Consider the following 21,820-nt stretch of genomic DNA (forward strand, 5'->3'; position numbering starts at 1 on the left):
CGGCGCTACCGGGCCACGATGGTAGCGCCGGGCCGCGCCTGGCGGATCGCATTACACGGACGGCGATTCGGCGCCTACCCATCCCGGCGCCAACGCCTTCGCCTCCGGGAACAACGCGAAGCGCAGGCCGATCAGGCCCATCAGCGCCTCGTCGCGGGCCTTGCACGCCGCCACGCTGCCAACCCGGCCCAGCGAGGTATCCAGCCGTTCGCGCAGCGCCTGGTCTGCAGCAATCGGCTTGCGCGCCGCGATCTGCCGCCGGTAGTGCCCAGCGATCTCCTCCAGGATGTGCTCGACGGCTTCGCGGCTGCGCTCGGGCAGTTCCAGCCGTGCACGGCGCAGCTGCAGGATGTTCAGGCCGATGCGCGCCTCGTTGAGCATGTCCACCGAGGCGATGTCGCTGCCCTCCGGCGTCGCCGCCAGGCGCGGGGCGAGCAGGCCCAGTAGGTCGAGCATGCGTGCGGCGAAGCGCTGCCGATCCTGCTGGCCGCGTCCTTCGGCGGCTTCGGCCAGCGTGGTCCAGCCCTGCCGCACCAGCCGGCGTGCGGTCCACTCGGCACCTACCGAACGGAACAGGCGGGTCATCACCACTGCAAAGCCAATGCCGATGAACATCGCGATCGACGAGTTGAGGAAGACCTGGATGTTGGCGCTGTAGGTGTTCTGCAGGCTCAGCAACGCAGCCAAGTTGACTGTCAGCGGCAGCGCGAACAGCGCACTCTTGGGATGATGCAGCAGCAGTCCCAGCGGCAGGAAGGCCACCGCCAACACCAGCGCCAGCAGGCCGAAGTCGTGCACGGCTGGAAACACGCCGAACAGGTACACGCCCGCCACTACCGAGGCGACCATCGCCCACACCAGAAACTGCACCATGCTGGGGGCCGGATCGTCCTGTGCGGCGAAAAATGCGGCGGTCACCGCGGCCATCATCGCGCCGTTGCCGCCGCCTTCCCAGCCCAGCGCGATCCACAGCACGCAGTAGCTCATCAGCGCCACGCCGGCACTGAGCGCGGAGAACAGCGCCATGCCGTAGTCGACGTGCTTGTCGGCGGCCACGCGTTCGGTGCGGATGCGGTAGTGCGCGCGGTCCAGCGGCGCGGTGCCGTGGTCGATGGCGTGCTGCAGGGTGCGGCAGTCCTGCCACAGGTCCACCAGTTCTTCCAGGCGCAGCAGCAGGCTGGCCAGCTGCAGGTGCTGCAGGTCGCGGTCCACCTGCGGCTTCAGCGCACTGATGCGTGCGCGCAGGCGGGCGTACTCGCTGGCATTGGTCGGCCCGTCGAGCCAGTCGTGGATGTCGTCGATCAGTTCCGGCAGGCCTTCCGGCAACGCCTGGCCATCGCTGCGCAACGCACTCAGGCGGTCGGCGATCGAGGACAGCACCGGCAACAGCAGCAGCATGCGCTCGCGCAGGCGCTCCATCGACACCGCCGACCCTGCATGGCGTGGATCATCGCGGCGCAGGAATTCGATCAGCGCCTCGAACTGCACCAGATCGGCGGCCAACCGGTTGCGTGGCGCGTGTGCACGGCCACGTTCCAGGATCTGCCGGCACCACTGCGCGGCGTCCTCCATCCAGTTGCCGATGCGGGCGCGCAGCATCGGCCGCACCGAGGCCGGGAACAGCAGCGAGGCGAACAGCACGGCCACCACCGTGCCGAGAATGATCTCCTCGCTGCGTGCCACCACCGTGTCGAAGATGGTTTCCGGCGAGGTCACCGCCGGAAAGCCGATGAAGGCGGTGGTGTAGCCGGCCAGCAGGAACGCGTAGCCGCGCGGGCCGCGGTTGAGCAGGGCCATGAACAGGCAGCCGGCCAGCCAGATCGACATGGCCGCGCTCAGGACCAGCGGAGTTTCCACCAGTGCCGGCAGCACCAGCAGGGTGGCCAGGCCGGCCACCAGGGTGCCGACGATGCGGTACACGCCCTTGGCGCGGGTGGGGCCCAGCAGCGGCTGGCTGACGATGTACACGGTGCCCATCGCCCAGTACGGGCGCGACAGGTTGCCGGCCATGGCGATGTACAGCGCGGCCACCGCGGCCAGGTAGGTCTTGATCGAGAACAGCCAGGCCTGGCGGTCGGTCAGCGCGTTCATGGCTTACTTCGCCGTGGCCTGTGCGGTGGACGGTGCAGCCGGGGCAACCGATGCCTGCCAGCCGCCACCCAGCACCAGGAACAGGTGGATCTGGTCGCGCGAGACCTGTGCTTCGGCAGCGGCCAGGGTGGCATCGCTGCTGGCCAGGCTGCGGTCGGCATCCAGGCTGGACAGGTACGGCGTGCGGCCACCCTGGTACAGCCGGCGGTTCTGCTCGGCGGCCAAGGCGGCCTGTTCCTGCGCGGTGCGCAGCGACTGCAGCCGGCGCAGGTCCTGGGCGTAGCGGTCCAGCGCGGTCTGGGTCTCGCGCAGCGCCTGCAGCACGGTGTGGTCGAACTCGGCCAGGGCCGCGTCGGCACCGGCCTCGGCGGCGTGGATGCGGGCATGCGTGCCCGAAGAGGGCAGTGTCCACGAGATCAGCGGGCCGATCGACCACTGCTGGGTCATCGGCGTGCCGAAGTCTTCCAGCAGGCCGGCGGCGCCCACTGAGGCACCCAGACGGATGTCCGGATACAGCTCGGCGGTGGCCACGCCAATCCGCGCGGTGGCCGAGGCCAGCTTGCGTTCGGCCTGGCGCACGTCCGGGCGGCGCTGCAGCAGCGCACGGCCATCACCGACCGGCAGCGGCTGCGCCAGGGCGGGCGCGTGCGCGCAGTCGATCACCCCGGCCGGCAGCTGGCCCGGGGTCTGGCCCAGCAGTGCGGCCAGCGAATAGGCCGCGGCCGAACGCTGCGCGCGCAGCGGCGGCAGTGCCGCCTCCAGCAGCGCCACCTGCGCATTGGCCCGGGCCAGTTCCGGCGGCGTGCCGCGGCCGGCGGCGATCAGGCGCTCGGTAACGGTGCGGCTGCGCTGTTGCAGCTGCAGCGAATGCTCGGCCACGTGCAGTTCGTGGTTGGCATGGCAGATTTCCAGGTAGCTGTCGGCCACCTGGGCGACCACACTGACCTGGGCCAGATCGCGTGCCGCCGCCACCGACTGCTCGTCGGCACGCGCCGCTTCGGCGCCGCGCTTGAGCTTGCCGAACAGGTCGAACTGGTAGCTGACCGCGAACTTGCCATCGGCCAGGTTGATCACCGGCAGCTCGTGCTCCTGCAGGAACGATTCGGCCGACAGCTGCGCGCGGCTGACGCCGGCCTCGGCCTCGTACTCGAAGCCGCCGGCGTCCAGCGCCTGTTCGTACACGGCGGCGGCGCGGCGCAGGTGCGCATCGGCGGCCTTCAGTTCCACGTTGTCACGCAGCGCCTGGGTGATCAGCCCGTCCAGCACCGGGTCGTTGTACAACGACCACCAGCGGTCGGGCAGCGCCTGGTTGGCGGCCACCTGCGGGTTCTGCGTATCGATGAAGGCCGCATTGGCCTCCGGGCGCTTGAACGCCGAGCCTTCCGGCAGCGCGTAGTCCGGGCCGACGGTCCTGCACGCGGCCAGGCTGGCCAGCGCGACGATCAGGCCGAGACGGGGCAGGGTGGCGTTCACAGGCCCGCCTGTGTCGGCGCGGTGCCGACCTTGTCTGCATGCTTCGTGCTGTTGGTCTGTACGGTCACCGTGGCGGTACGGCCGGCAATCAGCTCCACGCCCTTGGGCACCTCGTCGATGGCGATGCGCACCGGAATGCGCTGCGCCAGGCGCACCCAGTCGAAGGCCGGGGTCACGTTCGGCAGCAGGGTGCTGCCGTTGCTGCGGTAGCGATCCTCGATGCCGGCGGCGATGCTCTCGACATGGCCGCGCAGCGGCGCCGATTCGCCCATCAGGCGGATGTCCACGCGCTGCCCCGGGGCCACGCCGCGCAGGCGGGTTTCCTCGAAGTAGCCGTCGATGCGGAACGAGCCGGTGTCCAGCAGCGCCAGCACCGGCTTGCCGGCCACCACGTAGTCGCCCACGCGCATGGTGCGGTCGTTGACCCGGCCATCGGCCGGTGCGCGCACCTCGGTGCGGCCCAGGTTGAGCTCGGCCAGGTCGACCGCCGCCTGTGCGGTGCCCAGCGCAGCCTGTGCAGCCTGCAGCTTGGCGCGGCGCACTTCGGCGTCCTCGGCGGCGACCAGATCCTGCAGGCTGCGGTCACGGCCGATTTCGCGGCGCAGCTGCGCCACCGAGGCCTGGCGCTCGGCCAAGCTGGCCTTGGCCTGTTCCAGCGCGATGCGGTAGCGCGCGCGGTCGATCACGAACAGCACGTCGCCCTTCTTCACCGCCTGGTTGTCGGCCACGTTCACCGTTTCCACCAGCCCGGACACGTCCGGTGCCACCTGCACCACGTCGGCACCGACATGGGCGTCGCGGGTCCACGGCTCATCCATGTAATAGACCCACAGCTGGCGCAGCACCAGCAGGGCGACGATCACGGCTGCGCTGGTCAGCAGTATGGGCAGGGTCTTCTTCACGATCTTGTTCACGATTGCATCCAACGCAGGAGGTGGAACAGCAGGCCAAGCACGATCCCGTACAGCGCCAGGTTGAACAGCGCCGGGTGCCATACATGGCGATAGGCGCCGGCACGCTGCAGCAGCGCGTGCAGGCCGCTGTTGACCAAGTAGGCCAACAACATCAACCCGAGCAGGGTCGGGACGAACACTCCATGGAGACTGAATTCACCGGGCATCGGAAGGGGCGGGGGCGAGGTGGGGGAGGGGAGGGACAACAGAACAACGGCAACGGGCAAAAGCCGCTGGCGTATGCACGGCAGCGGCGGTGTTCGGGGGCAGCGCTCTTACGTGATGCGGTCGGCGGCCTCGGCCAGCAGGCGCCAGGCCTTCAGCACGGCGTGCAGTTCATCCATGGAAAGCTCGCCGAACACGTCCTGGCGCAGGCCGATCAGCTGGTCTTCCAGCTCGCTGACCAGCGCCTGCCCGGCGTCGGTCAGCCACAACAGGTTGGCGCGGCGGTCGCTGGCATCGCTTTCGCGGCGGACCAGGTCGCTGGCGCACAGCTTGTCCAGCAGGCGCACCAGGGAGGGCCCTTCCATGCCCAGCTGCTGGGCCAGCGCCACCTGGCGGATACCACCGCCGGAGCGGCCGATCATCAGTAGGGGCATGGTGCAGGCGGTGGAGATGCCGTAGCTGCCGAGCCGGCTGTCGGCCAAGCGCTGCCACTGCCGCCCTGCGTACAGCAGGCCGGAGCTGAGCTGCATCTGCAGCACGGTGCGCTCGTCGAGAGGTCGGTCCATAAGAGATAGATAGGATACTACTAATTTCATTCCTATCAATGGGTTTTTCTGAATGGGCGGGGTGTATTGAGGAAAGCGTTGCGCCTGCTGGTTATCGGTTGGGGTGGCGGAGGGCCGGACGGGGCAGGGCACGCTGCAAGTACGTCCATGTAAGCTCGATCGGCGCATCCATGCGCCTCACGGCCCTGCCCCGCCCGGCCCTCCGCCACCCACCCCACATCCCGCGAGCGCGGTGGGTTGGCTCTTTAAAGGCAAGGGCAGAAGCAGTGCGGACTAACGGTCCGCACCCACTAAGGCAGCGGCGCGCGGTGCTTCCGAAGCCATGAACCCCCCCGCTTTTGACCCCGCTTTCGGGCGGTCCGGCCGCGCCCGCAGGAAACCGTCAGGGAGGGGGAGAGGGGGCTGCGCAGGACCGTTGGCGCCATGGATGGCGCCATCGAGCCCCCATGGACGGGTTTACGGCGTGTCCTGCGCAGCCCCCTCTCCCCCTCCAGACCGATAGCAAGCACGCGCCGGAAGAACCCCCCGATGAACCGTCCCCACAGGACGACCCACCCCCCGGTCGGGTACGATGCTCGCCCCCCGTTCGGGACGCTGTACGCAATGAGCAAGAACAACGAAAAGGCCGCCCCGCAGGGCGACGTGACCCAGGACCAGGCCGAGGATGCCGTGCGCACCCTGCTGCGCTGGGCCGGTGAGGACCCGTCCCGTGAAGGCCTGCTGGATACCCCCCGCCGTGTCGCCGAAGCCTATGGCGACTGGTTCAGCGGTTACCGCGACGACCCGCGCGCCTACATGGAGCGGACCTTCGAGGAAGTGGCCGGCTACGACGAACTGATCGTCCTGCGTGACATCGAGTACGAAAGCCACTGCGAACACCACATGGCGCCGATCATCGGCCGCGTGCATGTCGGCTACCTGCCGGCCGGCAAGGTGGTGGGCATCAGCAAGCTGGCCCGCGTCGTCGAAGCCTACGCCCGCCGTTTCCAGGTGCAGGAGAAGATGACCGCGCAGATCGCCCAGTGCATCCAGGACGTGCTGCAGCCGATCGGCGTCGGCGTGGTCGTCGAAGGCGCCCACGAGTGCATGACCACCCGCGGCATCCACAAGCGCGGCGTCAGCATGGTCACCTCCAAGATGCTGGGCAGCTTCCGCGACGACGCGCGCACCCGCGCCGAGTTCCTGCGCTTCATCGAAGTGGGCGGCAAGCGCTGAGCCGCTTGCCCGCACCGCGCCGGCCCCTGGTGGCCGGCATGCCCACGGCTGCCCACGCAGCCGCCGTGGGTGGCTGCTTGTCCCCACCAGACCTCATGACTCATTTCGCTGCATGAAGCATCGCGAACGCATTGCCCGTTACCGTCACCTGCGCGAACAGCCCCAGTGGAAGCTGCTTGCCGCCGACCATGCCCCGGAAATCATCGGCCTGTTGCAGGGCCTGCTGATGGACGGCGAGCGCACGTTGCCTTCGTCGGTGCTCAACGAGCGCCTGCAGCGCGCGCTGGACCAGCTGGCCGGCGATGAACTCTCGCGCGAGCTGCCGCGGACCGCGCAGGCCTACATCGCGCACTGGCTGGCCCAAGGCTGGTTGGAGCGCCGCCTGCCCGAAGGCGCCGACCAGGAACAGTACGAGCTGTCGACCGCAGCGCTACAGGCGATCCGCTTCGCCGACGGCCTCGAGCAGGCTCGCGTGGCCGCCACCGAGAGCCGCCTGGCACTGGTCATCGAACAGCTCTCGCAGCTGGCCGCGCAGACCGAGTCCGACCCCGATGCCCGCCTCTCGGCGCTGCGCGACGAGCGCGACCGCATCGACGCCGAGATCGCCCGCGTCGGCGCCGGCCGCGTCACCGCGCTGGACGGCAAGCGCGCGCTGGAACGTGCGCGCCAGATCATCGGCCTGGCCGACGAGCTGACCGAGGACTTCCGCCGCGTGCGCGATGACTTCGAGCAGCTCAACCGCGAGTTCCGCGAACGCATCATCGACGACGAGGGCGAGCGCGGCGATGTGCTGTCGCAGCTGTTCGAAGGCGTGGACGTGATCGGCGAAAGTGATGCCGGGCGCAGCTTCCAGGCCTTCTGGCGCCTGCTCAATGACGCCGAGCAGAGCGCCCAGCTCGATGCCGCGCTGGAAGCGGTGCTGGCGCGTGGCTTTGCCCGGCGCCTGGACCGCAACGAGCGCAACTTCCTGCGCGGCTTCACCAGCACCATGCTCGAGCGCGGTGGTCAGGTGCACGACGTGCTGCAGCACTTCGCGCGCAGCCTGCGCGGCTTCGTACAGAGCCGTGGCTATCTGGAGCAGCGCCGCCTCAACCAGCTGCTCAAGCAGGCGCAGTCCGAAGCGCTGGCGCTGCGTGACGAGTTCCCCGCACAACGCGGCATCGGCCGCGACCTGCAGCTGACCACCAGCCGCCTGCGTTCGTGGTCGCAATGGAAGCTGCACGATCCGCGCAGTGCCCAGGTCGATGGCAACGTCGAGTACAACGACGCCGCCGCGATCAGTCTGGAAAGCGTCGGCGATCTGGTCGCTTCGTCCGAAATCGACTTCCGCACCCTGCGCCGCGACCTGCACGACCTGCTCGATGCACAGCCGCGGCTCAGCATCGCCCAGGCCCTGTCGCAGCGCGAAGCGCCGCAGGGCCTCGGCAGCGTCATCGGCTACCTGTCGCTGGGCACGCGTTTCGGCAACGTGGTCGCCGGCGAGCAGGAGCTTGCGCAATGGCGCGGTGGCGACGGCCAGATCCGCCGCGCCCGCATCCCGCTGGTTTGGTTCACCCAGGAGAGACGCCATGAGCTGGCATGAAGATCCCATCGAAGCACCGCAGGCCGACGTGGCGGAAGACGCCTACGAGGCCGAGCCGGCGGCGACCATGGCGCAGCCCCGCCGTGGCAACGACGTGTACTACCTCGGCGACACCGGGCGCCTGCCGCTGGATGCGCGCCGCGCGCTGTGCCAGCTGCTGATCGGCCCCAACATCGACCAGCTGCGCCACGCCAAGCTGTGGCCGGCGCTGATCCGCAGCGAAGCGGCCATCCGCTCATCGCTGGCGGACCTGTTCCTGGAACTGGTGCTCGACCGCGACAGCGGCGTCGCGTTCACCCGCCAGGCCGATACCGAAGACGTTGATGCGCCGGTGCTGCTGCGCACCTCGCCGCTGACCTTCATCGACTCGGTGCTGCTGCTGTACCTGCGCCAGCAGCTGGCCGAGGCCGATGCACGCGGCAACCGCGCGGTGGTCGCCGACGCCGAGATGGCCGAAGCGCTGGCCATCTATGAAAAGAACCTGTCCACCGACCGCGCCGGCTTCAACCGCCGCGTTGCCTCGGCGGTGCAGAAGATGAAGGACAACCACATCCTGACCCGCCTCAGCGGCCAGGATGACCGCCACGAAGTCTCGCCGGCGCTGAAGCTGCTGTTCTCCGCCGAAGACGTGTCCCAGCTTTCGGCGGTGTACCGCCAGCTGCGCGAAACCCCGGCCGCCGAGGCCTGAGAGACCCGACCATCGCATGGCTATCTCCAAGCACACTCCCGCACTGTTCAACGAAGGCCTGCCGGACCCGCGCCTGCAGCAGTTCCGCATGCGCCGCCTGCAGGTGCACAACTGGGGCACCTTCAACGGCCTGACCGAAGTGCCGATCGCCGAGCGCGGCTTCCTGTTTGTCGGCCGCTCCGGCTCGGGCAAGTCGACCCTGCTCGATGCCATGTCCGCGCTGCTGACGCCGCCGGCCATCGTCGACTTCAACGCCGCTGCGCGTGAAGCCGAGCGCAGCGGCCGCGACCGCAACCTGGTGTCCTACGTGCGTGGCGCGTGGGCTGACCAGCAGGACAGCGGCACCGGCGAAATCGCCACCCAGTACCTGCGCAAAGGCGCCACCTGGACCGCACTGGTGCTGGAATACCGCGCCGGCGATGGCCGCGTGGTCAGCCTGGTGCGCCTGCTCTGGATCTCCGGCAACGGCACCTCGGCCGGCGATGTGCGCAAGCACTACATGATCGCCGAGCGCCCGTTCGACATCGCCAAGGATCTCGGCGGCTTCGACCTGGACCTGCGCAAGCTCAAGCAGAAGCTGTCCGACCTGCACCACTTCGACACCTTCTCCGGCTACGCCGAGCGCTTCCGCGACCTGCTCGGCATCGACAACGAGATGGCGCTGCGCCTGCTGCACAAGACGCAGTCGGCGAAGAACCTGGGAGACCTCAACGTCTTCCTGCGCGACTTCATGCTCGACACGCCGAAGACCTTCGACGCCGCCGAGCGCCTGGTCAGCGATTTCGCCGAGCTTGATGGCGCACACCAGGCGGTGGTCACCGCCCGCCGCCAGGTGGAAACCCTGCTGCCGGCGCGCGCCTACTACAACGACCTGAAGGAAATGCACCGCCGGCGCGGTGACGACGAAGCCTTGAAACTTGGCGTAGACAGCTTCCGCGAGAGCCGCCGCCAGGCGCTGATCGAAGCGCGCCTGCGCGAGATGGACGTGCGTGACCGCGGCCTGCTTGGCGAAGAAGCCCAGCGCCGTGCTGCACTGGACAATCACACCGAGCGCCTGGCCGAACTGGAGCTGCAGCGCCGCCAGCAGGGCGGTGAGCGCATCGAGGAACTGGAACGCGAGCAGGGCCGTGCCGAAGCTGAGCGCGACCGGCGCCAGGCCAAGCGCGAGCAGGCACGCCAGGCGGCACAGCAGCTGGGGGCCGAACTGCCGGACGACGCGCACGGTTTCGCCGAACTGGTCGAGCGCGCGCAGAACGAGCTGCAGGATCGCCAGCGTGCCTCCTCGGCACTGGACGATGCGATCAGCGATCGCCTCGGTGGCAAGCGCGATGACGAGCGCCGCTTCGGCGAAGTCCGTGCGGAACTCGAAGCGATGCAGCGCACGCCGTCCAACATCCCTGCGCCGATGCAGAAGCTGCGCGCGCGCCTGGCCGAGGAAACGGGCATCGCCGAAGCAGCGCTGCCGTTCGTTGGCGAACTGATCCAGGTCCGCTCCGAAGAGCAGGGCTGGCAGGGTGCCATCGAGCGCGTGCTGGGCGGTTTCGCGCTGTCGCTGCTGGTCGATGACAAGCACTACAACGATGTTGCCGAGTGGGTGAACCGCACTCACCTGGGCATGCGCTTCACCTACTACCGCGTGCGCCGCAACGATGATGCGTTCGCGCGCGAACCCTCGGCGAAATCGCTGCTGCACAAGCTTGAACTGCGCGAGCATGTGTTCGAAAGCTGGCTGCGCCGCGAGCTGGGCAAGCGCTTCGACTACGAATGCGTGGATGCCAAGCAACTGCGCAACGTCGACCGCGGCATCACCCGCGAAGGCCAGGTCAAGCATCCAGGTGACCGTTTCGAGAAGGACGACCGCAGTGCAGTGGGCGACCGCCGCCGCTGGATCCTCGGCTTCAACAACCACGACAAGGTCGGTGCCTTCGAGCGCGAAGCCCAGGAACTGGCCAAGCGCATCGCCAGCTGCGAGACCGACATCGCGCGCCTGCGCGGGCAACGTGACCGCGACAACGAACGCCGCCTGGCCTGCCACGAGCTGGTCAGCATCAGCTGGAACGAGATCGACATCGCCGCTCCGCAGCAGCGCCTGAGCGATATCGAAGCCACCCTGCGCGACCTGCGCGAAGGCAACGCCGATCTCGCCAGGCTGGCCAAGCAGATCGACGCCGTGCGTGCGGATATCGAACAGGCACGCCGCACCTATGAGGACGTTCGCGTCGAACGCGGCCAGCTGGTCAAGGAGCGCGACCGTCTCGATCGCGCCCGCCAGCAGAGCCGTGCACTGGTGCTGCCGACCCTGGCCCAGGAGCAGGAGGCCGGGCTTGCCGAGCGCCTGCAGGAGCAGGGTCCGCTCAGCCTGGAAACGCTCGAAGCGCACATGCGCCAGGTCAGCAACGCGCTGAACGAGCAGCTGTCGTCCTCGCAGCAGGACCTCAACCGCATCGAGAACCAGCTGACCGGCTGCTTCCGCCGCTTCATCCAGCAGTGGCCGGAGGAGTCGGGTGACTTCACCGTCTCGGTGGCCTCGGCCGAGGACTTCCTCGCCCGCCTCGAACGCCTGGAACGCGATGGCCTGCCGCAGCACGAAGAGCGCTTCTTCGATCTGCTGCAGAACCAGAGCAAGAACAACCTGCTGGCCCTGCAGCGCCACAGCGCCGAAGCCCGGAAGTCGATCGGACAGCGCCTGGATGAAGTGAATGCCAGCCTGGAGCAGGTGCCGTTCAACCGTGGCACGCTGCTGACCATCGAACTGAGCGACCGCCGCCTGCCGGAAGTCGCCGAGTTCCACCTGCAGTTGCGCGAGGTGCTGTCGCAGCAACAGACCGAGCAGCGTGAACTGGCCGAATCGCAGTTCACCGTGCTGCGCCAGCTGGTCAACCGACTGGGCTCGCAGGAGGGCGAGGACAAGCGCTGGCGCGAGCTGGTGCTGGACGTGCGCATGCACGTGGAGTTCATCGGCGTCGAGCTGGATGCGGAAACGCGCCAGCAGGTGGAGATCTACCGTAGTGGCGCGGGCAAGTCCGGTGGCCAGCGCCAGAAACTGGCCACCACCTGCCTGGCGGCAGCGCTGCGCTACCAGCTCGGCGGCGCCGACAGCCAGCTGCCCAGCTACGCGGCGGTCGTGCTCGACGAAGCCTTCGACAAGGCCGACAACGAGTTCACCGCGCTGGCGATGAACATCTTCGACAACTTCGGCTTCCAGATGGTGGTCGCCACCCCGCTGAAGTCGGTGATGACGCTTGAACCGTTCATCGGCGGCGCCTGCTTCGTCGAAATCAGCGGCCGACACGACTCCGGGGTGTTGCTGATCGAGTACGACGAAGAAGGCAAGCGCCTGAAGCTGCCCGAGCGCAGCCGCCAGCAGGCCAACGAACCGGAAGAAGCCGAGGCCTGACCCGGCCGATCGTATGGGGAATGCCGGCCAGCGGCCGGCACACCCATGGGCGGGGTTCACGACCCGGCAGTGCCGGCCGCTGGCCGGCAACCGCTTTCACGAACCGCGGAACGTGTCCCACGCCATCCGCGCGATCAGCACCACCACCAGCCCCACGAACAGCTTGCGGATGAACGGCGTGCCGCCCTTCAGCGCCAGGCGCGTGCCCGCCACCGAACCGATGATGTTGGCGGCCGCCATCGGCAGCGCGAACAGCCACAGGATGTTGCCTGTCGGCACGAAGAACGAGATCGCCGCCACGTTGGTGGCCAGGTTCACCACCTTCGACGCCGCCGACGCACGCAGGAAGTCCAGGCCGAAAAAGCGAACGAACAGGAAGATCAGGAAGCTGCCAGTACCCGGCCCGAAGAATCCATCGTAGAAGCCGATCGCCGCACCGATCGCCAGTGCGATCACCAGCTCGCGGCGGCCGATCTCCTGTGGCCGGTGCAACGCGCCGAAGTCCTTCTTCCACAGCGTGTAGGCCAGCATCGCGATCAGCAGGACCAGCACCAGCGGGCGCACCGCGTCCTTGGGCAGCAGGCTTACCGCAGTGGCCCCGGCGAAGGAGAAGATGAAGGCGGTACCAGCCGCGAACAGTACCGGCTTCCACGGGAAACGCACGTTGCGCGCGTAACGCCAGGCAGCCGCACCGGTACCGAACATCGAACTGAACTTGTTGGTGCCGAACAGCATCGCCGGTGTCTGCTGCGGCAGCACCGTGAACAGTCCCGGCAGCTGCACCAGGCCACCGCCACCGACGGCGGCATCCACAAGACCGGCGATGAAGGCGATCACCACCAGCCACCACAACTCGGGGGGAACCAGTTCCAGCACGGCGATGAATCAAGGTGGGGGCGCGACAGCATACGCCCTTCGCCGATGGATGCTGGCGGCGCCCCGCGCGACAATGCGCGCATGAGCCGAAAACCTGCCGATCCCTGTCCCTGCGGGCTTCCCGCGGAGTACGCCGCCTGCTGTGGCCGTTTCCATGCCGGCGACACCGTCCCCGACGCCGAACGCCTCATGCGTTCGCGCTACAGCGCGTACGTGCGGGGCCTGGCAGGCTACCTGCGCCAGAGCTGGCATCCGGACACGCGTCCGGTCGAGTTGTCGCTGGATGACGCGCCCGGGCAGCGTACGCACTGGCTGGGCCTGACCGTCCATGAGCACACCGTCACCGGCGCTGACAGCGCCGAGGTGAGGTTCACCGCCCGCTACCGGGTAGGCGGCGGCAGCGCGGTGAAGATGACCGAACACAGCCGCTTCCTGCGCATCGACGGTCGCTGGTACTACCTCGACGCAGTCTGAGCCTCAGCCCGCTGTCCGGCGTTCGCCCGGATCTGGTTGCGGCCGCCGTCCTTGGCTGCGTACAGCGCCCGGTCGGCGGCCTTGACCACCGCTGCCGGGCGCGGGTCCACAAGGCTGTCGGCCAGGCCGATGCTCACCGTCACCTGCACCACCGGGCCGCTGCCGCCGCGCCCGCGTTGCTGACGCCCGGCGTCATCGTCGCGGCTGCGGGTGCTGCGGTCGCGCAGCTGCATGCGGGTGTCCTCGATGCTCTGCCGCAAGGCTTCCACGGCATCCATGCAGGCGTCGGCCGGCTGGCCCAGGAACACCACCGCGAACTCCTCGCCGCCGTAGCGGAACGCACGTCCACCGTCACCGACCCGCGCCAGCCGCGAGGCCACCAGGCGCAGCACGTCGTCGCCGGTGTCGTGGCCGTGGGTGTCGTTGAACGATTTGAAGTGGTCCACGTCCACCATCGCGATGCTGTAGGTGCCGCGCGCCCGTTGCAGGGTCTCATTGAAGGCGCGGCGCCCCGGCAAGCCGGTCAGTTCGTCGCGGAACGCCATGTGGAACGACTCCTGCAGCATCGCGCCCAGCATCAGCAGCAGGGCCGCACTGGCCAGCGCAGGCAGCAGCACCGGCTGCAGGAAGACCCTCGGCAGCATCCACCACAGGCACAGCAGCGCCAGCAGCATAGCCGTGTGCAGCGGCCGCGGATGCCGCCATGCCTGCCAACCCAGCGCCGCCGTGGCCAGCAGGAACAGCAGCGCCGGCAGCTGCGCCAGCGCGTTCCAGTCGGCCGGGATCCACGCCCAATGACGGTTCGACAGCAGATCATGCATGCCGCGCGGCTGCTGCGCAGCCAGCAGCAGGAAGATCAGCAATGCCGTACTGCTGGCGACGGAGCGCAACAGCAGGTCGTGCCTGCGCCGCCCACGCTCCGGCCACAACGACAGGCCGGCGAACAGCAACGGCAGCCACGCCGAGATGGCATGGAAGCGCAGCGGTGTCAGCGCGCTGACATGGCCGCTGCGCAGGTAGCCGCCGACATCCTGGTGCAGCATCGCGAACATGACTGCCACCACCAACAGCAGGCAGAGCGCACGCACCTGGTGGTAGAGAAGGGCCAGGCCGGCACCGAGGCAGGCCAGCAGCCAGGGCAGAACGCGTTGGGCCGGACTGGCCACGTCTTCGTTGCCCAACGCCGCCCACAGCACCACGGCAACCAGCACGGCGGGCAGCACGAACAGGTAGTGCGCAGGCTGGCGGAGCGGATGCAGGGGCAATCAGGAATTCCAGCGCGGTGACGACGCGGCCGCAGCATTGCCGTTAGCGGCGTTCGGGGCGGCTTCTTGAATGCGGCAGGCCCATCCATGTGAACGAAGTGACGCCGGACCATGACATCGCACTCACCCGCCGGCACCGATGCTGTCGGCATGGACAGCGTACCCGCCGCCGTCGCTGCCCCGCAGCACGATCTCGCCCACCAGTTCGCACGCGTGCGTGCGCGCAGCATGCAACTGGCCGGCCCACTCAGCGCCGAGGACGCCATGCTGCAGAGCATGGCCGATGCCAGCCCCAGCAAGTGGCACCTGGCCCACACCACCTGGTTCTTCGAACGCTTCGTGCTGGCCGGCTTCCCGGCTGCGCCTGCACATGACCCTGCATGGGACTACCTGTTCAACAGCTACTACAAGAGTATCGGCCCCGCCCATGCCCGGCCGCAGCGCGGCCTCCTCTCACGGCCCTCGCTGCAGCAGGTGCATGACTATCGCCAGCAGGTCGATGCACAGGTGCAGTCGCGGCTATCGGCAGGTGACCTGGACCCACACGCGCTGCACAACCTGCAGCTGGGCCTGCAGCACGAACAACAGCATCAGGAGTTGTTGTTGACCGACATCAAGCACGCGTTCTGGTGCAATCCGCTGCAGCCGGCCTACCGCGAGGACCTGCCCCCCCCCCCTGGCGCTGCCAGTGCACAGGGCTGGATCGAATCACCCGAGCGCATCGTTACCGTCGGCGCTGCATCCTGGCCGCAGCACGCTGCGTTTGCCTACGACAACGAATCGCCGCCGCACCGCGTGCTGCTGCCGGCACATGCTCTGGCCGAACGTCCCGTCAGCAATGCCGAGTACCGTGCTTTCATCGATGCCGGCGGCTACCGCGAACCGCGCTGGTGGCTCAGTGAAGGCTGGGCATTGCGTGAAGCCGAGGACTGGCAGCACCCGCTGTACTGGGATGACACCCTGCAGCGCGAATACACCCTGGGCGGTTGGCGCGAACTGGATCCGCACGCGCCGGTCTGCCATCTCAGCTACTTCGAGGCCGATGCCTGTGCCCGCTGGGCCGGGGCACGCCTGCCCAGCGAGTTCGAGTGGGAGGCCGCCGCCGCGTCTCAGGCGGTGCGGGGCCACTTTGCCGATGACGATCACCTGCACCCGCAGGCGGGGCAGGGCAGCGGCCTGCGCCAGCTGTTCGGTGATGTCTGGGAGTGGACTCACAGCGCGTATGGTGCCTATCCCGGCTACCGCCCTTTCGCGGGCAACCTCGGTGAGTACAACGGCAAGTTCATGTGCGGCCAATGGGTGCTGCGCGGCGGCAGCTGCGTCACGCCACGGGACCATGTGCGCGCCAGCTATCGCAATTTCTTCATGCCGCCGGCGCGCTGGCAGTTCTCCGGACTGCGCCTGGCCAGGGACCTCACATGAGCACCGTGCACGACGCGCTGCAGGCGTTGACCGACCTCACCCCCGGCCGCCAGCAGATCCTCACCGACGTGGTGGCCGGGTTGTCGCGCACACCGCGCCAGCTGCCATCCAAGTATTTCTACGATGCACGCGGCTCACGCCTGTTCGAGCAGATCACGCAGACCTGCGAGTACTACCCCACGCGTACCGAGCTGGCGCTGCTGGCGCGGGTGCTGCCGGACATCGCCCGCAGCGTCGGTCCTCATGTTCATGTGGTGGAGCTGGGCAGCGGCAGTGGCCGCAAGACCGCGCTGCTGCTGGCGGCACTGCAGGACCCCGTGGCCTACACCCCCATCGAGATCTCGCGCGCCGCGCTGCTGTCCAGCATCGACCATCTGGCCCCGGCGCTGCCGGACGTCGAGATGCTGCCGGTCTGTGCCGACTTCACCCGCGCGGTCGCCGTCCCGGCACCGGAACGCGAGCCTGCGCGGCGCCTGTTGTTCTTCCCGGGCTCCACGTTGGGAAATTTCGTCGAAGAGGATGCCGTCGCACTGCTGCGCGCGATGCGCCAGACCATGGGCCGCGATGGCCTGGCCCTGGTCGGCATCGATCTGCACAAGGACCCGGCATTGATCGAAGCCGCCTACAACGATGTGCAGGGCATCACTGCTGCATTCACCCTCAACCTGCTGGCGCGCCTGAACCGCGAGATCGGCAGCGACTTCGATCTGGACGGCTTCCGCCACCGCGCCCGCTACAGCATCGCGCGGCTGCGCATCGAAACCGATCTGGTCAGCCAGCGCGCACAGGACGTCCGTCTGGATGGCCGCACCTTCCACTTCCAGGCCGACGAGCCGATCCGCGTCGAATACAGCCACAAGTACACCGACGACAGCTTCGAAGCGTTGCTGCTGCCAGCGGGCCTGCAGGTCGTGCGGCGCTGGGATGCTGAAAGCCCGGCCTATGGCCTGCGCCTGCTTCGCGCCCTTTAGCCGCCGCCAGCCCGCGCTGCTTCAGGTTCGCCTACGCTGCGCCTAAGATGGCCCTGCAACGGCAACACGGAGGACGCCATGCCCATTCTGACCACGCTCGGCCTGGCGGCCGTGCTCGCCGCGGCACCCGCTTCGACAGCAGCGCCTGCGGCCAGCAGCGATGCCGCTTTCAGCCGCTGCCTGGCCGTCCTGCAATCGACAGCCGCCAGCCAGGGCATCAGTGCCGACCGCTTCAATGGGATTATCGCCGGGCTCACCCCCGATCCCAGCGTGCTCGGCCTGCTCGACGCGCAGCCGGAATTCACCACGCCGATCTGGGACTACCTGGCCGCGCTGGTCGATCGCCAGCGCGTGGACGATGGGCGCGTCCTGCTGCAGCAGCATCGGGCCCTGCTTGATCGGGTGTCGGCCCAGTACGGCGTCGATCCGGCCACCATCGTCGCGGTCTGGGGCGTGGAGAGCGACTACGGCCGTGTGTTCGGCAAGCGCCCGCTGCTGCAGTCGCTGGCCACGCTGTCCTGTGCCGGCCGCCGCCAGCCCTTCTTCCGTGGTGAGCTGCTGGCCCTGCTCAACTTGATCGACCGCGGCGACCTGCAGGCACAGGGGCTCACCGGTTCCTGGGCCGGCGCCTTCGGGCATACGCAGTTCATGCCCAGCACCTATGCACGCATCGCCGTGGACGGTGATGGCGATGGCCGCCGCGATCTGGTCGGCAGCATTCCCGATGCGCTGGCCTCCACCGCCAATTACCTCAAGCGCGCCGGCTGGCGCAGCGGAGAGCCGTGGGGCATGGAAGTGCGTATCCCGCCCGGTTTCGACGCCAGCCAGGCCGGGCGCACCCAGCGTCGGGCGCTGGCCGACTGGCGTGCGCAAGGTGTGACCGCATTGGATGGCAGCGCGTTGGCCCCGGCCAACCTGCCTGCCGACGCGCGCGCGGCCCTGCTGCTGCCGGCGGGCGGCAAGGGCCCGGCGTTGCTGGTGTTCCGCAACTACGACGCGATCTACAGCTACAACGCTGCCGAAAGCTACGCGCTGGCGATCGCCACGCTGGCCGACCAGCTGCGTGGCGGCACGGGCCTGGCCACGGCCTGGCCGACCGATGATCCCGGTATCGGCCGCGATGAGCGCCGCCAGCTGCAGACCCTGCTGCTGGCCCGCGGCCACGACATCGGAAGCGCCGACGGCATGATCGGTACGGCCACGCGTCGCGCCATCCAGGTCGAGCAGCAGCGCCTGGGCTGGGCCAACGCAGATGGGCGCGCGGGACAGCGTATCCTTCGCACTCTGCAGAACGCGCCGCGCACTGCACCGGTGCCCACGCGTTTCATGCTTCCCAGCAACTACAGTGCCGTGCAATCGCCGGCCATACGGAGTCGATCCCACGTGCAGCAGATCCAGGGTGTACGCAGCGGGCAGTACCAGGGGCTCGATGCCTGGCTGGTGGAAACCGGCGACGCCAGCGCGGCCATCAGTGTGTTTGGCGGCCAGCTGCTTTCCTTCGTGCCCAAGGGCCAGCCGGATCTGATGTGGCTGTCCCCCCGGCGCGCCGAACTGCCCACGCCGATCCGCGGAGGCAGCCCCGTCTGCTGGCCGTACTTCGGCCGCCAAGGCCAGGGCAACGACGTGCCCGCCCACGGTTTCGTCCGTACCGTGCCGTGGGAACTGCAACAGGCCCGTCGCCTGGACGACGGCAGCATCGAGCTCACGCTGGCACCCCCGGTGCTGCAGAGCCTGGACCTGCGATTGAGGATGACTGTGCGCGTAGGCCGCCAGTTGACCCAGCGACTGATCACCGAGAACGTCGGCAGTTCCCCTGCCAGCATCACCCAGGCGCTGCACAACTATTTCCGCGTGGGTGATGCCAGCGCGGTGGATGTGGACGGCGTGGACGGACTGGACTATCTGGACAAGTTCGAGAACTATGCGACGCCGCGTCGGCAGCAGGGCGCCTGGACGTTGCGCGATCCCCGTGATCCCGGGCGCAGCGACCGCATCTACACGCAGGCCAAGGGTCACTATGTCCTGCGTGATCCGGTGCTGAAACGCCGCATCGACATCCGTACGGAAGGAAGCCGCTCGCTGGTGGCGTGGAATCCCGGTGCCGAGGCTGCAGCGAAGATGGCAGATGTGGGTGAGGGCTGGCGCGACTACGTCTGCCTGGAAGCGGCCAACGCCGGACCCGACGTGGTGACCCTGCCGCCGGGTGGCAGCCATGTGCTGTCACAGACATTGTCCGCGGCACCGTGGACACCGGTAACCCGGTAACGAATCAACGCAGCAAGGATGTTTTCATGCAGGACGCACAGTGGTGGTACGCCAACAGCAGGCAGAGCGAAGGACCGGTGGACCTGGCCGCCCTGCGTCGCCTGCAGCAGGACGGCACGGTGACGGCACGCACGCTGCTGTGGCGCGAAGGCATGCCCTCGTGGCGCCCCTTGGCGGAGCTGGAACAGGATTCAACGCCCATCGAGATGGCGCCGGCTCCGGATATCGACACAGCCCCACCGGTTGAGGTCGTTGCGCCAAGTGTCGGCGATCCGTCCGATCCGTATCGAGCCCCCGCCGCTGCACCGGATACGGCTGCCGCCGCGGGGCTGGAGGGCGAGATGGCCTTGTACGCCAGCGTGGTCGGCGGCAACTTCCCGATCTATCGCCAGCGCTGGCGACTGGATCAGGGCATTGCCACCGCCAGTGGAACCTGGCACTGGCCGGCCTTCCTGCTCGGCCCGATTTGGATGATGTACCGCAGGATGTACCGCCTGGCGGCAATGTGGGTCGGCCTGCTGCTGCTGATCAGCGTGGTGGAGACCTTGCTGGATGTGCCAGAAGGCGTGTCGCTGGTCATCACCATCGCGCTCAGCGTCACCACCGGCACCTTTGGCAACACCTGGTACCTGGCACACTGCCAACGCCTGATCGCCCAAGCCCGTGCCGTCAGCGGCGGCGATGACGCACGGCTGCGCAGCGAGCTGACCGCACGCGGCGGCACCAGCGTGGTCGCCACACTGGCCGCCATCGTCATCTCGGTGGTGTTGAGCACCGTCGGCGCCGCACTGGCGGGGTAGGACAGGTCAGCGGCCCTGACGCGGCCGCAGCACCAGCAGGCACAGCGCACCGGCCACCAGGCCCCAGAACGCCGAACCGATGCCGGCCAGTGAGACGCCGGAGGCGGTGACCAGGAAGGTGACCAGTGCCGCCTCGCGGTCCTGCTCTACTGCCAGCGCACTGGCCAGGCTGTTGGCGATGGTGCCGAACAACGCGATACCGGCCACGCAGGCCACCAGCTCCTTTGGGAAAGCCGCGAACAGGGCGGCGACGGTGGCACCGAACAGCCCGATGACAATATAGAAAGCCCCAGCGGCCATGGCGGCGGTGTAGCGCCGTGCCGGATCCTCGTGCGCATCACGGCCCATGCAGATCGCGGCCGTGATCGCGGCCAGGTTCAGTGCGTAGGCACCGAACGGCGCCAGCAATGTATTGACCACGCCGATCCAGCCGATCAGCGGCGACACCGGCGCGTCATAGCCGGAGGCACGCATCACTGCCACACCGGGAATGTTCTGCGAGGCCATGGTGACCACGAACAGGGGCAGGGCGATGCCGGCTACCGCAGTCCAGGACAGGGACGGGGTCACCCATTGCGGCACCGCCAGCTGCAGCTGCACCTGCTGTGCGTGCAGCAGGTCACGGCTGGCTGCGACCGCGATGCCGACCAGCAGTGTGGCGATGACCGCATAGCGCGGGAACAAGCGGCGTCCCGCCAGCCAGGTGGCGAACATTGCCAGTGCCAGTACCAGTTGGGAATTCATGGCCACGAACACGTCCAGACCGAAGCGCAGCAGCACGCCGGCCAGCATGCCGGCGGCCAGCGCCATCGGCACCCGCTGCATCAATCGTGCGAACACCCCGGAGAAGCCTGCCAGCATGCCAAGCACCGCAGCGAGCAGGAATGCGCCGGTGGCTTCAGCGAGCGAGTCGCCACCAGCACCGACCACCAGCATCGCCGCGCCCGGTGTCGACCATGCGGTCACCACCGGCACGCGATAGCGCAGCGACAGCCCGATGCAGGTGACACCCATGCCCAGTCCCAGTGCCCACATCCATGAGGCGATCTGTGCCTGGTCGGCACCGACAGCCTGTGCGGCCTGGAACACGATCACTGCGGAACTGGCGAAGCCGACCAGCACGGTGATGAAGCCGGCGACCACGGCCGGCACTGAAAGGTCGCGCCACCATGCTTGCCGCACCTGCATGTTCATTGCCGTCTCTCCTTGTTGCATCCGTGCATTGATAGCCGTTGCGGCGTTGACCGCGCAACGCGCGGGCAACGCCGCAGTGATCTTCGAGCGTACGTCATGCCTGAAGTCGCGGCGCTTCTGTCATCACCATGAAAAAAAAGCCTTGACGAAATCTGCAGGATCTCTAGAATTCGCCCCCTTGCTGCAACGCATCGCTTCCTCGGAAACGGCACGCGATCAGCAACGCCATCACCGGCGAACGAGTTGATCGAACGAAGGTGTTGACGGACTCGGAAAGTCCGGCATAATAGGCGGCTCGCAACGACGAAAGGCCCTCGGGTCCAACGACGAAGCAGCATCGGCAACAACGTCCACTCCGGTGAGACGGCCTTGAAAAAAGGTGTTGACGAAGCGGAAAAGCCGGCTATAATGGGCGGCTCGCTA

18 protein-coding genes are annotated in these 21,820 nt (G+C 68.2%); 10 read left to right on the plus strand and 8 right to left on the minus strand.

Annotated elements, in window-relative coordinates; all coding sequences use genetic code 11:
- Positions 1 to 51: 51 nt before the first annotated feature.
- The 5 genes from AC5P6A_RS20775 to AC5P6A_RS20795 form a co-directional block, all read right to left on the minus strand.
- Positions 52 to 2,091 (minus strand): FUSC family protein, encoded by a 2,040-nt coding sequence (locus tag AC5P6A_RS20775; protein WP_495222406.1) that lies wholly within the window; start codon positions 2,089 to 2,091, stop codon positions 52 to 54.
- A 3-nt stretch (positions 2,092 to 2,094) separates the two neighbouring features.
- Positions 2,095 to 3,564 carry an efflux transporter outer membrane subunit gene (locus AC5P6A_RS20780; RefSeq protein ID WP_180877957.1) on the minus strand — a complete coding sequence of 490 codons (1,470 nt, stop codon included), beginning with the start codon at positions 3,562 to 3,564 and terminating at the stop codon, positions 2,095 to 2,097.
- A complete protein-coding gene (locus tag AC5P6A_RS20785; protein WP_043403026.1) occupies positions 3,561 to 4,478 on the minus strand; it encodes an efflux RND transporter periplasmic adaptor subunit in 918 nt (305 codons plus the stop codon). Before AC5P6A_RS20785 ends, AC5P6A_RS20780 begins: the two co-directional genes overlap by 4 nt.
- On the minus strand, positions 4,475 to 4,684 hold the full coding sequence (locus AC5P6A_RS20790; RefSeq protein ID WP_010487502.1) for a DUF1656 domain-containing protein: 210 nt from the start codon (positions 4,682 to 4,684) through the stop codon (positions 4,475 to 4,477). Before AC5P6A_RS20790 ends, AC5P6A_RS20785 begins: the two co-directional genes overlap by 4 nt.
- A gap of 108 nt (positions 4,685 to 4,792) precedes the next feature.
- A complete protein-coding gene (locus tag AC5P6A_RS20795; protein ID WP_008265191.1) occupies positions 4,793 to 5,248 on the minus strand; it encodes a MarR family winged helix-turn-helix transcriptional regulator in 456 nt (151 codons plus the stop codon).
- Between the two features lie 603 nt (positions 5,249 to 5,851).
- Between AC5P6A_RS20795 and folE the strand changes: the two genes are divergently transcribed.
- The 4 genes from folE to AC5P6A_RS20815 all read left to right on the plus strand — a co-directional run bounded on the left by folE (position 5,852) and on the right by AC5P6A_RS20815 (position 12,130).
- Entirely contained in the window at positions 5,852 to 6,463 is a 612-nt protein-coding gene (gene folE, locus AC5P6A_RS20800) for a GTP cyclohydrolase I FolE (protein ID WP_004141296.1), read from the plus strand.
- Positions 6,464 to 6,575: 112 nt separating this feature from the next.
- Positions 6,576 to 8,045: a DUF3375 domain-containing protein gene (locus AC5P6A_RS20805; RefSeq protein WP_019658766.1), complete on the plus strand. Its 1,470-nt coding sequence runs from the start codon at positions 6,576 to 6,578 to the stop codon at positions 8,043 to 8,045.
- Complete coding sequence (locus AC5P6A_RS20810; protein WP_227845070.1) at positions 8,032 to 8,733, plus strand: DUF4194 domain-containing protein; 702 nt, start codon at positions 8,032 to 8,034, stop codon at positions 8,731 to 8,733. The genes AC5P6A_RS20805 and AC5P6A_RS20810 overlap by 14 nt, the downstream gene beginning before the upstream one ends.
- A gap of 16 nt (positions 8,734 to 8,749) precedes the next feature.
- Positions 8,750 to 12,130 (plus strand): ATP-binding protein, encoded by a 3,381-nt coding sequence (locus tag AC5P6A_RS20815; protein WP_346469610.1) that lies wholly within the window; start codon positions 8,750 to 8,752, stop codon positions 12,128 to 12,130.
- A 96-nt stretch (positions 12,131 to 12,226) separates the two neighbouring features.
- On the opposite strand, the gene AC5P6A_RS20820 is transcribed toward AC5P6A_RS20815, so the two are convergent.
- Complete coding sequence (locus AC5P6A_RS20820; RefSeq protein ID WP_134732508.1) at positions 12,227 to 13,006, minus strand: sulfite exporter TauE/SafE family protein; 780 nt, start codon at positions 13,004 to 13,006, stop codon at positions 12,227 to 12,229.
- An 81-nt stretch (positions 13,007 to 13,087) separates the two neighbouring features.
- Here AC5P6A_RS20820 and AC5P6A_RS20825 point away from each other — a divergent pair, with 81 nt between their 5' ends.
- Complete coding sequence (locus tag AC5P6A_RS20825) at positions 13,088 to 13,480, plus strand: YchJ family protein (protein ID WP_026346891.1); 393 nt, start codon at positions 13,088 to 13,090, stop codon at positions 13,478 to 13,480.
- Here the strand turns inward: AC5P6A_RS20825 and AC5P6A_RS20830 are convergent.
- Positions 13,462 to 14,745: a GGDEF domain-containing protein gene (locus AC5P6A_RS20830; protein WP_134732506.1), complete on the minus strand. Its 1,284-nt coding sequence runs from the start codon at positions 14,743 to 14,745 to the stop codon at positions 13,462 to 13,464. The two genes, AC5P6A_RS20825 and AC5P6A_RS20830, sit on opposite strands and share 19 nt — an antisense overlap.
- A gap of 150 nt (positions 14,746 to 14,895) precedes the next feature.
- On the opposite strand from AC5P6A_RS20830, the gene egtB reads away from it, so the two are divergent.
- The 4 genes from egtB to AC5P6A_RS20850 all read left to right on the plus strand — a co-directional run bounded on the left by egtB (position 14,896) and on the right by AC5P6A_RS20850 (position 20,203).
- A complete protein-coding gene (gene egtB, locus AC5P6A_RS20835; RefSeq protein ID WP_495222407.1) occupies positions 14,896 to 16,167 on the plus strand; it encodes an ergothioneine biosynthesis protein EgtB in 1,272 nt (423 codons plus the stop codon).
- Complete coding sequence (gene egtD / locus AC5P6A_RS20840) at positions 16,164 to 17,138, plus strand: L-histidine N(alpha)-methyltransferase (protein ID WP_049412901.1); 975 nt, start codon at positions 16,164 to 16,166, stop codon at positions 17,136 to 17,138. Before egtB ends, egtD begins: the two co-directional genes overlap by 4 nt.
- 78 nt (positions 17,139 to 17,216) lie before the next feature.
- Entirely contained in the window at positions 17,217 to 19,403 is a 2,187-nt protein-coding gene (locus tag AC5P6A_RS20845; RefSeq protein WP_258010040.1) for a lytic murein transglycosylase, read from the plus strand.
- A 26-nt stretch (positions 19,404 to 19,429) separates the two neighbouring features.
- Complete coding sequence (locus AC5P6A_RS20850) at positions 19,430 to 20,203, plus strand: DUF2628 domain-containing protein (RefSeq protein WP_043403041.1); 774 nt, start codon at positions 19,430 to 19,432, stop codon at positions 20,201 to 20,203.
- A 6-nt stretch (positions 20,204 to 20,209) separates the two neighbouring features.
- Here AC5P6A_RS20850 and AC5P6A_RS20855 read toward each other — a convergent pair whose 3' ends face one another.
- On the minus strand, positions 20,210 to 21,397 hold the full coding sequence (locus AC5P6A_RS20855; protein WP_049412904.1) for a benzoate/H(+) symporter BenE family transporter: 1,188 nt from the start codon (positions 21,395 to 21,397) through the stop codon (positions 20,210 to 20,212).
- On the opposite strand from AC5P6A_RS20855, the gene AC5P6A_RS20860 reads away from it, so the two are divergent.
- A complete protein-coding gene (locus tag AC5P6A_RS20860) occupies positions 21,390 to 21,644 on the plus strand; it encodes a hypothetical protein (RefSeq protein WP_125437961.1) in 255 nt (84 codons plus the stop codon). The two genes, AC5P6A_RS20855 and AC5P6A_RS20860, sit on opposite strands and share 8 nt — an antisense overlap.
- The last annotated feature ends 176 nt before the right edge of the window (positions 21,645 to 21,820 follow it).

The sequence above is a fragment of the Stenotrophomonas sp. YJH_SMC_20 genome (genome assembly GCF_059367845.1).

Coding starts and splice junctions, on each gene's coding strand:
- AC5P6A_RS20775 (WP_495222406.1), bottom strand. CDS start 2,091: ATGAACGCGCTGACCGACCGCCAGGCCTGGCTGTTCTCGATCAAGACC.
- AC5P6A_RS20790 (WP_010487502.1), bottom strand. CDS start 4,684: ATGCCCGGTGAATTCAGTCTCCATGGAGTGTTCGTCCCGACCCTGCTC.
- AC5P6A_RS20795 (WP_008265191.1), bottom strand. CDS start 5,248: ATGGACCGACCTCTCGACGAGCGCACCGTGCTGCAGATGCAGCTCAGC.
- folE (WP_004141296.1), top strand. CDS start 5,852: ATGAGCAAGAACAACGAAAAGGCCGCCCCGCAGGGCGACGTGACCCAG.
- AC5P6A_RS20805 (WP_019658766.1), top strand. CDS start 6,576: ATGAAGCATCGCGAACGCATTGCCCGTTACCGTCACCTGCGCGAACAG.
- AC5P6A_RS20810 (WP_227845070.1), top strand. CDS start 8,032: ATGAGCTGGCATGAAGATCCCATCGAAGCACCGCAGGCCGACGTGGCG.
- AC5P6A_RS20815 (WP_346469610.1), top strand. CDS start 8,750: ATGGCTATCTCCAAGCACACTCCCGCACTGTTCAACGAAGGCCTGCCG.
- AC5P6A_RS20825 (WP_026346891.1), top strand. CDS start 13,088: ATGAGCCGAAAACCTGCCGATCCCTGTCCCTGCGGGCTTCCCGCGGAG.
- egtB (WP_495222407.1), top strand. CDS start 14,896: ATGGACAGCGTACCCGCCGCCGTCGCTGCCCCGCAGCACGATCTCGCC.
- egtD (WP_049412901.1), top strand. CDS start 16,164: ATGAGCACCGTGCACGACGCGCTGCAGGCGTTGACCGACCTCACCCCC.
- AC5P6A_RS20845 (WP_258010040.1), top strand. CDS start 17,217: ATGCCCATTCTGACCACGCTCGGCCTGGCGGCCGTGCTCGCCGCGGCA.
- AC5P6A_RS20850 (WP_043403041.1), top strand. CDS start 19,430: ATGCAGGACGCACAGTGGTGGTACGCCAACAGCAGGCAGAGCGAAGGA.
- AC5P6A_RS20860 (WP_125437961.1), top strand. CDS start 21,390: ATGTTCATTGCCGTCTCTCCTTGTTGCATCCGTGCATTGATAGCCGTT.
- AC5P6A_RS20855 (WP_049412904.1), bottom strand. CDS start 21,397: ATGAACATGCAGGTGCGGCAAGCATGGTGGCGCGACCTTTCAGTGCCG.